At 67.8% G+C, this 14,678-nt stretch carries 10 protein-coding genes; 7 read left to right on the top strand and 3 right to left on the bottom strand.

The annotated features are described in order from the left end of the window. Positions 1 to 36 precede the first annotated feature (36 nt). Entirely contained in the window at positions 37 to 537 is a 501-nt protein-coding gene (locus QH276_RS04755; RefSeq protein ID WP_280396654.1) for a peptidylprolyl isomerase, read from the bottom strand. A 193-nt stretch (positions 538 to 730) separates the two neighbouring features. On the opposite strand from QH276_RS04755, the gene QH276_RS04760 reads away from it, so the two are divergent. The 6 genes from QH276_RS04760 to QH276_RS04785 all read left to right on the top strand — a co-directional run bounded on the left by QH276_RS04760 (position 731) and on the right by QH276_RS04785 (position 10,992). After that, positions 731 to 4,048 (top strand): arabinosyltransferase domain-containing protein, encoded by a 3,318-nt coding sequence (locus tag QH276_RS04760; RefSeq protein WP_432278540.1) that lies wholly within the window; start codon positions 731 to 733, stop codon positions 4,046 to 4,048. Between the two features lie 84 nt (positions 4,049 to 4,132). Further along, entirely contained in the window at positions 4,133 to 4,357 is a 225-nt protein-coding gene (locus tag QH276_RS04765) for a type II toxin-antitoxin system VapB family antitoxin (protein ID WP_280396653.1), read from the top strand. Then, entirely contained in the window at positions 4,354 to 4,782 is a 429-nt protein-coding gene (locus QH276_RS04770; RefSeq protein WP_280396652.1) for a PIN domain-containing protein, read from the top strand. Before QH276_RS04765 ends, QH276_RS04770 begins: the two co-directional genes overlap by 4 nt. A 152-nt stretch (positions 4,783 to 4,934) precedes the next feature. Further along, on the top strand, positions 4,935 to 6,947 hold the full coding sequence (locus QH276_RS04775; RefSeq protein WP_280396651.1) for a galactan 5-O-arabinofuranosyltransferase: 2,013 nt from the start codon (positions 4,935 to 4,937) through the stop codon (positions 6,945 to 6,947). A 479-nt stretch (positions 6,948 to 7,426) separates the two neighbouring features. Continuing rightward, positions 7,427 to 10,708, top strand: a complete 3,282-nt coding sequence (locus QH276_RS04780) for an arabinosyltransferase domain-containing protein (protein WP_280396650.1) — start codon at positions 7,427 to 7,429, stop codon at positions 10,706 to 10,708. Positions 10,709 to 10,830: 122 nt separating this feature from the next. Then, on the top strand, positions 10,831 to 10,992 hold the full coding sequence (locus QH276_RS04785; protein ID WP_195055828.1) for a hypothetical protein: 162 nt from the start codon (positions 10,831 to 10,833) through the stop codon (positions 10,990 to 10,992). 275 nt (positions 10,993 to 11,267) lie between these two features. On the opposite strand, the gene QH276_RS04790 is transcribed toward QH276_RS04785, so the two are convergent. After that, on the bottom strand, positions 11,268 to 12,047 hold the full coding sequence (locus QH276_RS04790; RefSeq protein WP_280396649.1) for a decaprenylphospho-beta-D-erythro-pentofuranosid-2-ulose 2-reductase: 780 nt from the start codon (positions 12,045 to 12,047) through the stop codon (positions 11,268 to 11,270). Further along, complete coding sequence (locus QH276_RS04795; RefSeq protein WP_432278539.1) at positions 12,044 to 13,519, bottom strand: FAD-binding protein; 1,476 nt, start codon at positions 13,517 to 13,519, stop codon at positions 12,044 to 12,046. The genes QH276_RS04790 and QH276_RS04795 overlap by 4 nt, the downstream gene beginning before the upstream one ends. Positions 13,520 to 14,040: 521 nt before the next feature. Between QH276_RS04795 and QH276_RS04800 the strand changes: the two genes are divergently transcribed. Then, a complete protein-coding gene (locus tag QH276_RS04800) occupies positions 14,041 to 14,478 on the top strand; it encodes a GtrA family protein (RefSeq protein ID WP_280396647.1) in 438 nt (145 codons plus the stop codon). Positions 14,479 to 14,678 lie beyond the last annotated feature (200 nt).

Consider the following 14,678-nt stretch of genomic DNA (forward strand, 5'->3'; position numbering starts at 1 on the left):
ACTGCCGGAGCAACCCGAACCGCTCGACGAGCGAATTCAGCCGGCGATGGTGGCGGATTTGATCACCACATTGTCGACCGGCACGTCCTGGTGCATCCCCTGCGACGAGGTGGACACCTTCGCGATCTCGTCGACCACATCGGTCCCCTCGGTGACCGCGCCGAACACGGCGTAGCCCCAACCCTGGCCGGCCGGCTGGGTGTGGTTGAGGAAATCGTTGTCGGCGACATTGATGAAGAACTGCGCCGTCGCGGAATGTGGGTCGTTGGTGCGCGCCATGGCGACCGTGTACTTATCGTTCTTCAGGCCGTTGGCGGCCTCGTTCTGGATGGGCGCCTCGGTCGGCTTCTGCTGCATCTGGCCGTCGAAGCCGCCGCCCTGGATCATGAAACCCGGGATCACGCGATGGAAGATCGTGCCGTCGTAGTGTCCCGACTTGACGTATTCGACGAAGTTGCGGACGGTGTCCGGCGCCTTCGCCTCGTCCAGCTGGAGGCCGATGGTTCCGTAGTTCGTCTCGAGATTCACCTTGGTCATGCCCCTACCTTTCCATTACCGCCGCTTTGCCCCGCGCATAAGGGGGTGATTTCCGGGCCGGATTGTGCCAGCCGCCCCTCTTTACCCGGTTCTCGTGGTTTCTAACCCGTTCGCGGGGAGTTTCTGTGACCGCAGACGTTACGCGCCGGGGCACCAACCGGCCGGGCACGCCGCGCCCAAGTAGCATGCCAGCGTGCCAGAAGTCGCCACCGCAGTACTGACGAAGACGCCACCGGAGCCGGAGCCGAGGGTCGCGCCGAGGGATTTCCGGGTCGCGCGGCTCGTCGCGATCGTCACCGGCGTCCTGGGCGCGCTCTTCGCGATCGCCACACCGTTCCTGCCGGTCACCCAGACCACGGCGACGCTGACCTGGCCGCAGAACGACAGCCTGGCCAATGTGCAGGCGCCGCTGATGTCGCAGGTGCCGATCGATTTCACCGCGACCATCCCCTGTTCGGCGGTGAACCAGTTGCCGCCGGAGGGCGGCATGCTGCTGGCCACCGCACCCCCGCAGGGCGACCGGGCGGCCCTCGAGGCGCTGTTCGTGCGGGTCTCGGATACGTCGGTGGACGTGGTGGACCGCAACGCCGTGGTGGCGACGGCGGACCGCGCCCAGATGGCGAACTGCTCGGCCATCACCATCAGCTCCGACAACGAACGCACCACGGCGGCGTTCGAGGGTCTGGTGGGGGAGAACGGCGTCCCCAACGCGGGGCAGCTGGTCGGTGATCTGCGCCCGCAGGTGGTAGGCATCTTCACGGATATGACCGGCGGTATCCCGGCCGGGCTGAGTCTGGAGTCGACCATCGACACCCGGTTCAGCTCCAGCCCCACCTGGATCAAACTCGCCGCGATGATCGCCGCGGTGCTGTGCACCCTGCTCTCGCTGGTGGCGCTGGCCCGCTTGGACACCAGCGACGGCCGCGGCCACCGGCGCTTCCTGCCGGCGCATTGGCTGAAGCCCACGCTGGCCGACGGCGGGGTGATCGGCACGCTGCTGGTCTGGCATTTCCTCGGCGCCAACACCTCCGACGACGGCTACATCCTGAGTATGGTCCGGGTGGCCCCGGACGCCGGCTATATGGCCAACTATTTCCGCTGGTACGGCGTCCCGGAGGCGCCGTTCGGCTGGTACTACTACGTGATCCAGCTGTTCGCCGAGGTGTCCACGGCCAGCCCGTGGGTCCGGCTGCCGGCGCTGGCCTGCGGGATCCTGTGCTGGATGGTGATCAGCCGCGAGGTGGTGCCGCGGCTGGGGAACGGCCTGCGCGGAATGCGCGGCCGGGCCTGGTTCGGCAGCGTGCCGCTGTGGACCGGCGGCCTGGTATTCCTGGCGTTCTGGCTGCCCTACGACAACGGCCTGCGCTCGGAGCCGATCGTCGCGCTCGGCGCCCTGCTCACCTGGGTGTCCATCGAACGGGCCATCGCGACCGCACGCCTGCTGCCCGCCGCCGTCGCGATCCTGGTCGCCGCGTTCACGCTGGCCGCGGCCCCGACCGGCCTGATGTGTGTGGCCGCACTGCTGGCCGGTATCCGGCCGATCACCCGCATCATCGTCAAACGGCATCGCGAGCACGGCACGGTCGCGTTGCTGGCGCCGCTGGCCGCGGCCGGATTCCTGGTGCTCACGGTCGTCTACAGCGACCAGACCTTCGCCGGTATCCAGGAAGCGAACCGTGTCCGGCAGCTGGCCGGCCCGAACCTCGCCTGGTACGAGGACTATCTGCGCTACTACTACCTGTTCGTCGAAACCGTCGACGGATCGCTGTCGCGCCGGTTCGCGTTCCTGGCCATGCTGCTGTGCCTGTTCACCACGATGCTGGTGCTGCTGCGCCGGCGCCGGGTGCCCGGTATCGCCGCGGGCCCGACCTGGCGGTTGATGGGCGTGGTGTTCGGCACGATTTTCTTCATGATGTTCAACCCGACCAAGTGGACCCACCACTTCGGTGCCTACGCCGGTATCGCGGGTTCGCTGGCCGCGGTGACGGCGGTGGCGGTCTCGGCCTCGGCGCTGCGCGCACGCAAGAACCGGGCGATCTTCCTGGCCGGGCTGATGTTCACTCTCGCGCTGGCGTTCTCCGGTATCAACGGCTACTGGTACGTCTCCAGTTACGGTGTGCCGTGGTTCGACAAGCGGGTCACGCTGTTCGGTATCTCGTCCAATACCGCGATGCTGCTGCTGTTCGGGCTGTCGCTGCTGCTGGTGGCCTGGCATGTGCTGCGCGAGGGTTATGCGAAACCGCCGAACTCCACCCGCACCGTGCGGGGCCGGCGGGTCCGGAAGTTCGCCGCCATCCCGCTCACGCTGGTGGCCGCGGCCATGGTGCTGTTCGAGGTGCTTTCGCTGGCCAAGGGCGCGTACTCGCAGTATCCGGGTTATTCGCTGGCCCGGGGCAATATCGACGCGGTCTCCGGCGAGACCTGCGGGCTGGCCAATGATGTGCTGGTCGAGGTGAACGCCAATGCCGGCCGGTTGAATCCGATCATCGACCCGGCGAATCCACCCACCAACCCCGCCGACCCGCTGGCGGGTGTCGATCCGGTCGGCTTCGACCCCAACGGTGTCCCCGACGATCTGTCCGCCGATGCGGTGGAGGTGAAGCCGGGTACCGGTAACACCTCCAGTCAGTCGGTGGGTGCCTCCTTCGCCGAGGGCCAGAACGCCGGTACCGGCGGCGGTCAGGGCGCACTCGGCGTGAACGGCTCCACGGTGGCGCTGCCCTTCGGGCTCGACCCCGCCACCACGCCGATCCTGGGGAGCTACCAGGAGGGTGTGCAGCGGCCCGCGCTGGTCACCTCCAGTTGGTACGAGCTGCCGCAGCGGTCCCCGGACCAGCCCCTGCTGGTGATCACCGCGGCCGGCCGCATCCTGTCCTACGACGACACCGGCGCCATGCAGTACGGCCAGTCGCTCACCGTCGACTACGGCAAACGGCAGCCGGACGGGTCGGTCACCCATCTGGGTACCTACCTGCCGCGTGATATCGGCCCGTTCCCGTCCTGGCGCAACCTGCGGGTCCCGCTGGACGAGATCGCCCCGGAGGCCGACGCGGTGCGGATCGTCGCCAACGACCCGATCCTCATCGGCGACCAGTGGCTGGCCTTCACCCCGCCGCGACTGCCGAAGCTGGAAACCGCCAACGACTACCTCGGTTCCGAACAGCCGATCCTGCTCGACTGGGCGGTCGGGCTGCAGTTCCCGTGCCAGCGCCCGTTCCGGCACGAGAACGGCGTGGCCGAGGTGCCGAAGTTCCGTATCCTGCCGGACCGCCCGCTGGCGGTGAGCTCCACCAACACCTGGCAGGCCCAGGAATTCGGTGGCCCGCTCGGCTTCTCCCAGATGCTGGCGAAATCCACCACCATCCCGACCTACCTGAAGAACGACTGGGGTCGCGACTGGGGCACGCTGGAACGCTACGACCAGTACTACGACGCGGTCCCGGCGCAACTGCAGACCGGCAGCGCGACCCGGACCGGTCTGTGGGATCCGGGGATGCTGCGGGTGTACTGATAATCGATTCGGTGTGGTCGAGGACCTCCGCTAGAATGTACATATACTGCGTTACTCGGGCTCTGTTATGTACAGGAGGCGGTTATGTCTTTGACCCACATCGACATCGACGACGATGAGCTCGAGACCGCGAAAAAGCTAGGCGGTCACAAGACGAAGACCGCTGCTGTGGCGGAAGCCCTGCGGCAGTACAACCAGCGTCTGAGCCGTGCTGCAGCGGTCGATTACTACTTCGAACTCGCGCGTGACTGGGATATCGAAGGTGCCGAAGCCGCCCATTTGGCGGACAAGCGGGCATACGGAGGATGAACCGGTACCTCATCGATTCTTCCGGTCTGTGGCGAATTCTCCGTGACCAATCCGTTCTGGAGCGCTGGCGGCAGACACTGGCCGACGGTGATTTCCGTTCGTGCTATCCACAGCGGAGTGAGTTCCTGCGGTCGGCGCGAAACCTGGCGGAGTACTCGAAGTACTGTGCGATGTTCGACACCCTCTACCGGGACATCGCCGTACCCCAAGGGGCCGGCCAGTGGATCGCGACGAATCAATACCGTGCTGCCGAGCTCGGTAGGCACCAATGCTTGTCGGCAGTTGATCTCCAGATATGCGCAACAGCGGCAAACCATGGCTTGGTCATCGTCCACGACGACAACGACTTCGTCACCGCGGGCCGGATCTCGCCCGAAATTCAGCAGATCAATGTGCACGCAGGGCCACCGGAGCAGGACGTTTGAGCTCGAAGCCGCGTTTGCCGAGGACCCGTCGGCTCCGGGGCCGGACGCGTCGGCGAGCCGAGTGTGGTGTTCGCTGCCCACGGTGGCGTGGAGCCCTCCACTAGGCTGACCGGCGGCCAGTTCGTGTACAGGAGCCGGAGGTAAGGACGCCGATGAGGACGAGTCGTGGCGCGCGGTGGGCGCGTCAGGTCGGGGCCGGAATCGGCGAGGCGCTGCTCGCGACGGTGGTGGCCGTGCTGGTGGCCGCCGTGGGGCTGGTCGCGTTTTCGCTGGTGAACTGGCCGGCGTTCAACTCCTCGAATGTACTGCGGGCACTGACGACGGTGGGTCAGGTCGGTGCCGCGGTGCTGCTGGCGGTGTCGATCGCGCTGTTGCGGCTGCGCCGGGCCCGGTGGTGGGCGAAACTGCTGTCCTGGGCCGGGATCTCGGCGTTCGTCACGGTCACCCTGGGGCTGCCGCTGGCCGCGACGAAACTGTACCTGTTCGGGGTCTCGGTGGATCAGGAGTTCCGCACCGAATATCTGACCCGGCTCACCGACAGCGTGGCGCTGCGGGATATGACCTACGCGGATCTGCCGCCGTTCTATCCGGCCGGCTGGTTCTGGGTCGGCGGGCGGGTCGCGAATGTGCTCGGGATGGACGGCTGGGAGGTCTTCAAGCCGTACGCGATCGCGTCGATCGCCGTGGCGTCGGTGATTTCGCTGGTGCTGTGGTCGCGGTTGATCCGCGCCGACTGGGCAGTGGGGGTTACCGCCGCGGTGACAGCAGTGGGGGTGACCTACGCCGCCCCCGAGGCCTACGGCGCCGTGATCGCCATCCTCATCCCGCCGGTTCTCGTGATGGCCTGGGGCGCGCTGTACCGCCCGGCCGAACTCGCGGTCCCGCGCGTGCCGGTGGCCGATACCGACGACGCGTCCGCGACGGCGGGCGGCTGGGCCGCGGTGCTGGGCACCGGGCTCTTCCTCGGCCTCGCTGCCACCTTCTACACGCTCTACTTCGCGTTCGCGGTGTTCACGGTGGTGGTCATGGCGGTCGTCGCGGCCGGGCTGGGGGTCCGGTCGCGGTATGCGGCCCGCACTCCGCGCCGGATCGCGGCGCAGTCCGGTGAGGCTCGCGAACCAGTACACGGCATCGGCCGGGCCATCGGTGCCCCGCTGGTGCGGTTGATCGTCATGGGCGCGGTCGCTGCGCTGGTGGCGCTGCCGGTGTTCGTTCCCTTCCTGCTCCGGATGCTGGACAACCCGAAGTTCGAATCCGGTGGGGCGTTCCACTATCTGCCCGAGGCCGGGTCCGAACTGCCGCTGCCGATGGCGGAATTCTCGCTGCTCGGTGCGCTGTGCCTGGTCGGGGTGATCTGGCTGGTGCTGCGCGCGAACTCCTCGCGGCGCGCGCAATCGCTGGGGCTCGGGGTCGTCGCGGTGTATCTGTGGTCGCTGCTGTCGATGCTGGCGACCGTGGCCGGTACCACCCTGCTGTCGTTCCGGCTGGAACCGGTACTGCTGGTGTTGCTGGCCGCGGCGGGCGGATTCGGTTTCGTGGAAGGTGCCCGGGCGGTGTACCAGGCGCTGAACGAACCGGCGCGGTTCCGCTGGGTGGCCATCGTGCTCGCGACCGTCGGTGCGCTGGCCTACTGCCAGAACATCCCGCACGTGCTGGCCCCCGAGATCACCACCGCCTACACCGATACCGACGGCGACGGCCATCGCGCCGATCAGCGCGACCCCGCCGCCGTCCGCCACTACCACCACATCGACGACGCCCTGCGCGCGCAGACCGGCCGCGAACCGTCGGAGAATGTAATCCTCACCGGCGACACCACTTTCCTGGCCTACTACCCGTACTTCGGTTTCCAGGGTTTGACCTCGCATTACGCCAACCCGCTGGCCGATTACGCGGACCGCTCCGCGACCATCGAGGCATGGAGCGAGCTGGCGACTCCGCAGGAACTACTCGACGCGTTGGCGGCGTCCCCGTGGCGCGCCCCGGACGCGTTCCTGTTCCGCCGCAGCGGCGATGAGTACACCCTGCGACTCGCCGCCGACGTCTACCCGAACGACCCGAACGTCCGCCGCTACACCGTCGCCTTCCCGGCCGCGCTTTTCGACGACCCGCGGTTCACCGCAACCGATATCGGGCCGTTCACCCTGATCGTGGTGCAGCCCTGAGCTCCGGCGCGCACAGCGGCCACCTGATCGTTACGCATCCCTGGAAAGGAGGTCGCGCAACGCCGCAGGCCAGGTAGGCGCGGCTGCGATGCCCGGTCTCGCCGCGCGCACGGGTACCCGATCGCCCCACGGTGTTTCGCCGCCGGCCTCGCGCGCCGAGCGGCAGCGGCTCGGCGACCCCGCATCTTCACCACCGCCGTCACGGCATACTCGACGCCTTCGACACGCCACTCACGGGCATTGTTCGTCTCGCGAAAACGGTCGACGATCGGCACCGTACCGTTTCCGGGCGCGATTGCGTGCCGCCCGGCCCACGGTATTCCCTGGTGCCGGCGCGCGGTGGCGTCTTTCCGCGTCCGGGCCGGCTGTGCGCACGGGACAGCGACCGGCGCTACCCGCGCGATCCGGATGTCGGCACACCGCAATCTGCCTGCGGCGGATGCGTCGCGCCCGGTGGTGTCCTATTAGAGTCGAGCCCCGTGCGACCGCAGCGATCTCCCCGAGCGTCGAACCGTATCCGCCTGTTGGCTCTCGTATCCGGGCTATTGGGGTTCGTCCTGGCGATTCTGGCGCCGATTCTGCCGGTCCGGCAGGACCGGACGGCGCTGGAATGGCCGCAGGCCGGCGCCACCGATATCGAGGCGCCGCTGGTGAGTTATCAGCCGTTGCGGCTCGAGCTCGAGGTGCCGTGCCCGGTGCTCGCCGGCGCCGGGGGCACGGTGGTGACGACCGTGCCGGACGAATCGGGCCAGGCCTCGGCGAAGGGCCTGCGTGTCACCGTCTCCGGTGACGCGCTCTCGGTGGTGTTGCGCGATGTCCCGCTGCTCGCCGCCGAACGCGCGGAACTCGCCGGTTGTGAATCGCTGTCGGTGGTGACGACCGCGGCGTCGACCACGGCCGAGCTCACCGGCACCACGCGCGCCGACGGCACCCCGTTTCGCGCGCAGGTGGATCGGGATATCCGGCCGCAGCTGGTCGGTGTGTTCACCGACCTTCCGGCGGAGCAGCTCGCCGGGATCCGGTTGCACGCCGATATCGATTCCCGGTTCACATCCTCACCGAGCCCGCTGAAACTCGCGGCGATCATCGGCGCAGTCGTGTTCACCGTGCTCGCCTTGCTGGCCCTGCACCTGCTCGACACCACCGACGGCCGCCGCGCGCGCCGGTTCCTGCCCGCGCACTGGTGGCGTTTCGGTCTCGCCGACGCCGCGGTGCTCGGGGTGCTGGTGGGCTGGCATGTGGTCGGCGCCAACACCTCGGACGACGGCTACATCCTCAATATGGCCCGGGTGTCGGAGAAGGCCGGCTATCTCGCGAACTACTACCGCTGGTTCGGTGTCCCGGAGGCCCCGTTCGGCTGGTCCTACGAGGTGCTGGCCTGGATGTCGCGGATCTCGGATTCCAGTCCGTGGATGCGGTTGCCCACCCTGCTCGCGGGTATCGTCTGCTGGCTGGTGATCAGCCGGGAGGTACTGCCCCGCCTCGGTGCCCGGGTGCGGGGTAACCGGGTCGCGCTGTGGACCGCGGGACTGGTGTTCCTGGCGTTCTGGCTGCCCTACGACAACGGCCTGCGGCCGGAGCCGCTGATTGCCGCCGGTGCGCTGCTCACCTGGTGCTCGATCGAACGCGCCATCGCCACCGCGCGTTTGCTCCCGGCCGCGATCGCCATCCTGATCGCCGCGTTCTCGCTGGCCGCCGGCCCCACGGGCCTCATCTGTATCGCCGCGCTGATCGCGGGCTCACGCCCGGTCCTGCAGATCATCATCAAACGGGCACGTACCGGCACGGGCGAGTCAGGCCCGGAGGCGGTAGCGCGCAGCGCGGGTGCGGTACTGCGGTACGCGAGCTTGCTCGCGCCCGGTATCGCCGCCGGAACTCTGGTGCTGGTGGTGATTTTTGCCGATCAGACCCTGTCGACGGTGCTGGAAGCCACCCGGGTACGTACCGTGGTGGGTCCGAACGTGGCGTGGTTCGACGAACGCACCCGCTGGGATTCGCTGCTCATGCTCTCCCCGGACGGTTCGCTGGCCCGGCGTTTCGGGGTCCTGCTGATGCTGTTGTGCCTGCTGGTCTGCGTACTGCAGGTCTTGCGCAAGGGCCGTATCCCCGGGACCTCCCGCGGGCCGTCGGTGCGCATTCTCGGCATCGTGTTCGCCTCGCTGCTGCTGATGATGTTCACACCCACCAAATGGACCCATCATTTCGGTGTGTACGCGGGCCTGGCCGGTTCGCTGGCCGCGCTGGCGGCAGTCGCGGTGGGTACCAACGGTATTCGCGCACCCCGCAACCGTTCGCTTTTCGCGGCCGCCGTGCTGTTCCTGCTGGCGGTCACGTTCACCGGCTCGAACGGCTGGTGGTACGTATCCAGCTACGGTGTCCCGTGGTGGGACAAGGCACCGCTGCTCGCGGGTAAAGGCTTCTCGACACTGTTCCTCGGTCTCAGCGTTCTCGCCCTCCTGCTCGCGCTCTGGTTCCACTACCGAGCGCCGTATCGCAGCGATTCGCCGTCCCGTTCGGCGCGTTACGCTTCCGCACCGCTTACGGTCGCGGCGGCTGTGGTCGTGCTGTTCGAGATCGCGTCCCTGACCAAGGCCGCAGTGGCTCAGTACCCGGCGTACTCGATCGCGAAATCGAACGTCCGGGCTCTCGCCGGGGATCCGTGCGGACTCGCCGACGAGGTGCTGGTCGAAACCGATACCGCCGATTCCCTGCTGCAACCGTACGAGGGCGACCCGGCGAACGGCCTGATCTCCACCGATCCCGATACCGGGACGACCGGCTTCACGCCGGACGGTGTCGCCGACGATCTCACCGCCGACGCCGAGGAAACGGTGTCCGGCAGTGCGAACTCCATCGAATCCGATACCGAGAACAAAACCACCGATACCACCGGCGCCGGAACCGGCGGCGGTACCGAGGCGCAACCGGGTATCAACGGCTCCACCGTGGCCCTGCCCTTCGGCCTGGACCCCGCCCGCACCCCGGTGCTCGGCAGCTATCAGTCCGATGAGCAGCAGCAGGCGAAGCTGACCACGCAGTGGTATCGCCTGGAACTCACCGACGAGATGCGCGCCGACCCCGCCTACCGCGTGCTGGCGATCACCGCCGCCGGGCGGATCAAATCGGTGGATGCCGACGGTGTCATGACCTACGGGCAGGACCTCACCGTCGAATACGGCACCCGCGCCGCCGACGGCACCATGAACGTGCTCGGTTCGGTGACACCGTTGGATATCGGCCCGAACCCGTCGTGGCGCAATCTGCGCGTGCCGCTGGACCAGCTGCCGCCCGAGGTGAACGCCGTGCGGCTGGTCGCGGTGGACAACGACATCACCGAGCGGCAGTGGCTGGCCGTCACACCGCCTCGCCTGCCGCGGCTGGCGACGCTGGATTCGGTTGTCGGACATACCGATCCGGTTCTGCTCGACTGGCATGTCGGGCTGGCCTTCGGCTGCCAGCGGCCGTTCGACCACAGCCACGGTGTCGCGGAGGTCCCGCGCTGGCGCATCCTCCCCGACCGGGTGGGCTCCGATGCCTCCAACGCCTGGCAGGACCATATCGGCGGCGGCCCGCTGGGCTGGACCGAACTACTGCTGCAAGCGGATTCGGTGGCGACCTATCTGTCGGACGACTGGGCGCGCGACTGGGGGTCGCTCGAGCGCTACACCCCGTACCGGCCGGACGCGCGGCCCGCCGAACTCACCGTCACGGAGGAGGCCCGCAGTGGTCTGGCAGTCGACGATCCGATCAAAGTGAGTTGAACTGCGCTGTGCTACATCGAAACTCGTCTATCATGTGCGATCCCTCACACCATGGTTTATTTCCAGGTGAGGGAATTCCGGAACGGATGACGAACGCGGACTCACGCCGTACCCTGGGTCGCATGACCTCGGCCTTCGACGATATGGAACTGCGCGATCTCGTCGGCTTGCTCACCGATGAGGAGCAGCGAGAACTACGACCCACGGTATTGCGCGTCCTCGGGCGCCTGCCGTCTCAGGAGGTGCTGCGCCGGGAACTGGGCCAGCGAATGACACGCGTGTGACAGCGAACCCGGCCACGGGTTCCCGTGGCCGGGTGAATCGAAATACGACGAGGGCCGTCGCTACCGGAGTAGATCCGGCCGCGACGGCCCTCGAGCTTTCTGTGCCGGACCTCGGGCAGGGCCGGCGCGCGAACCGTTCCGGCCATGCCCCGGCCTCGTCGGCCGCACCGCGCTGTCCGGGCTTGCTGGGTTGCCCGTCCGGACGGTTCGACGATCATGTCGCGACATGGTTGCCGGTGGTGGCGTCGCCGAGGGGGTTGTCCGCGCGTCTACCGTCAGACCGGCAGTTTGCGGAAGATGGGGCGCGGGATATGGCGCAGAATCATCATCACGTACCGGAACGCGCCCGGTGCCCAGATGAGCTCCTTGCCCTTCTCCGACGCCGCCACGGCCAGTGCGGCCACTTCTTCCTTGTCCACCGTGAACGGCGCTTCCTTGGCTCCGGTGGCCTTCCAGTGCTCGATCGTGGTGGTGGTGCGCACCTGACCCGGCCGGATCACCAGCACTCGCGGCCCGAACGGCCGCAGCGCTTCGCCGAGGCCCAGGTAGAACCCGTCCAGCCCGGCCTTGGTGGAGCCGTACACGAAGTTGGAGCGCCGCACCCGCTCGCCGGCCGCCGACGACATGGCGATGATCCGGCCGAAGCCCTGTGCCTTCATCTTCTCGCCGACCAGCACGCCCACCGACACCGCGGCGGTGTAGTTGATCTGTGCGATCTGCACCGCTTTGGCCTGGTTCTGCCATAGCTCTTCAGCATTGCCGAGCAGCCCGAAAGCGACAATCGCGACATCGATATCGCCGCCGGCCCACGCCTTCTCCACCACTTCCCCGTGGGCGGCGGTATCGAGCGCGTCGAAATCGATCACATCGACCTCGCCGGCGCCCGAGGCCTTCATCTGGGCTACGGCGGTATCGCGCAGCGGGTCACCGGGCAGGGTGGCCAGGATCACCCGGGCCGGGCCCTTCTTCAGGTACTCCGCGCAGATCGCGAGGCCGATTTCCGAGGTCCCGCCGAACAGCAGAATGGTCTGCGGATTGCCTACCGCGTTGATCACTGAAGCTCCAGCCTTCTCGCCATATCGGACATGAATACGCCTGTCGGGTCGACGCTGCGGCGCACCTTGATCCACTCGTCGATCCGGGGATACATCTGATGGAAGGTTTCGGCGGTGGTCCGCGAATCCTTCCCGGTGTAGAGCCGGCCGCCGAATTCGAGCACTCGCCGGTCCAGTTCGGTGACGAACTCGTTGAGCCCGGGCACGATCGGGAAATCCAGGCAGACGTTCCAGCCCGGCATCGGGAAACTCAACGGGGCCTGATTGCCCTCGCCGAAGTACTTGAACACATTCAGGAACGAATAGTGCCCGCTGGCCTGGATATCGATCAGGATCTGCTTGAACTCCGCGACGGCCTCCGGCGGCACCACGAACTGATACTGCAGGAAACCGCGCGAACCGTAGGCGCGGTTCCATTCGCCGAGCATATCGAGCGGATGATAGAAGGCCGTCAGATCCTGCGGCTTCTGCCGGTAGGTGGCGCCCTTGCGGTACCAGATCTCGGTGGCCAGGGTGAAAGTCTTGTTGTTGAGCAAGCCGTTCGGGAAGACATCCGGGAAAGTGAGGAACGTCTTCCCGGTGAATCCGAGCGGGTTCTTCCGCAACTTCTTGGGCAGCTGATCCAGTTTCGCCAGCGAACCCCGCGAGATCACCGCGCGGCCCAGCTTGGGCATCGGGCTCAGCGCGTCGAACCAGGCGGAGCTGTACTCGTACTTGTCCTCGGAGCCGTCGCTGTGGAAAGCGATGGTTTCGTCCAGACCCGAGGTCACATCACCGTCGGCGATGAAGTACGCGGTCTCGGTCGGGGTCATCTCGATGGTGGCCCGCAGGATGATGCCGGTCAACCCGCAGCCGCCGACGGTGGCCCAGAACAGCTTGGCGTTCTTCTTCGGGCTGATGGTCTGCACGGTGCCGTCGGCGGTGAGCAACTGCATCGACCGCACATGGTTACCGAAGCTGCCCGCGCTGTGATGGTTCTTGCCGTGGATATCGGAGCCGATCGCCCCGCCCACGGTGACCTGCCGGGTACCCGGCAGCACCGGAACCCACAGCCCGAACGGCAGCGCGGCCTTCATCAGCTGGTCCAGATTCACACCGGCGTCGACATCCACCATCCGGGTGTCCCGGTCGATCCGGTGGATCTTGTTCAGCGCGGTCATATCGACGACGAGGCCGCCCGCGTTCTGGGCGTTGTCGCCGTACGAACGGCCGAGACCGCGGGCGATCACACCACGCCGCAAATGGGCCGGTTTACCGTCGTTGTCCTCGGCGACCATGGCCACCGCGCGCGCGATGACTTCGGGATCGCTGGTCGAGAGCACCTCGGCGGTGGTCGCCGCGGTACGAGCCCACCCGGTGAGCGTGCGGGTCTGAGTGGGTAGCGCGAACCCTGCACCGGCAGTATCTGGTTCGCCGGCCGCCGGGGTCTCGGTACCGGACGACGGGGTCGAGGTCGGAGCTTTCGTGGACATCGGCATAGAGGCTACTGCAACATGGCGTCGCCTGCGGCGGCGCGGGTTCGGGGCCCCCGGAAGTCTCGTTCTTCACTGTGTTCGACTGCGCCGCGTCCGGCGTCGCCGGTTCGGGGCCCCGAAGTCTCGTTCTTCACTCCGCCGCCCCTCCGCTTCGCCCCCCCGCTCTGCCGCCCCAGACCGCGACGGGCCCCGAACCACGAATGTGGGCCGGAGCGGGGGGAACGGATTCGAAGGTGGGAAAACCGAGGAGGCGCTGTGGGCGAAGTTCGGGGGAAATCTCTCGGTTTTGCCGGGAGGCGGGCTGTTCGGGTCCTGTCTTTCGCGGTGACCGAGATCATGGGCTCACGCCGAGGTCGGTCCTGCGCTGCGTGCCGGGCAGCGGTCGGTGCCCCGGGGGCCCATGGGCCGGGGCCGGCAAGTAGATTTCGGCCGTGCCCCCTGAAAGCAATGCAGTGAGCCGGGGACCCCGGGTGGCGCCGGGGGAGACCGGGGATTTTTCCGTTTCGTCCGGGGAGCAGGTGAACGCCGGGCTCGCGCCGAATGCCACCGGGCCGGAGAGTGCGCAGATCGGGCTGGTGACGCAGCTGGTGCGGTTCACGGTCACCGGTGCGCTCTCGGCGGTGGTCGACTTCGGGCTGTACTGGCTGCTGCTCGAGGTGGCCGGATTGCCGGTGAACCTCGCCAAGGCGATCGGGTTCATCGCCGGCACGACGACCGCCTATCTGATCAACCGGCGGTGGACGTTCAACGCGCCGCCGAGCCGGGCCCGGTTCATCGCGGTGGTCGTGCTGTACGCCCTGACCTTCTGCGTGCAGGTCGGGATCAACTGGATGTTCTACGAGATCTTCGACGAAGGCGTGTGGTGGCGGGTCCCGACGGCGTATGTGATTGCCCAGGGTACGGCCACCGTCATCAACTTCGTGGTGCAGCGGCTGGTGATCTTCCGGATCCGCTGAGCGGGTAGGGACCGGCCCGGCAAGGGCCGCGTCCGCCCGCGAAACCGGGACGACAAGAACCCCCGGGGGGGGGGGCGGGGGGGGGGGGGGGGGGGGGGGGGGGGGGGGGGGGGGGGGGGGGGGGGGGGGGGGGGGGGGGGGGGGGGGGGGGGGGGGGGGGGGGGGGGGGGGGGGGGGGGGGGGGGGGGGGCGGGGGGGGG

It is taken from the genome of Nocardia carnea (genome assembly GCF_029869215.1).
In the GTDB taxonomy this organism is placed as follows: domain Bacteria; phylum Actinomycetota; class Actinomycetes; order Mycobacteriales; family Mycobacteriaceae; genus Nocardia; species Nocardia carnea_B.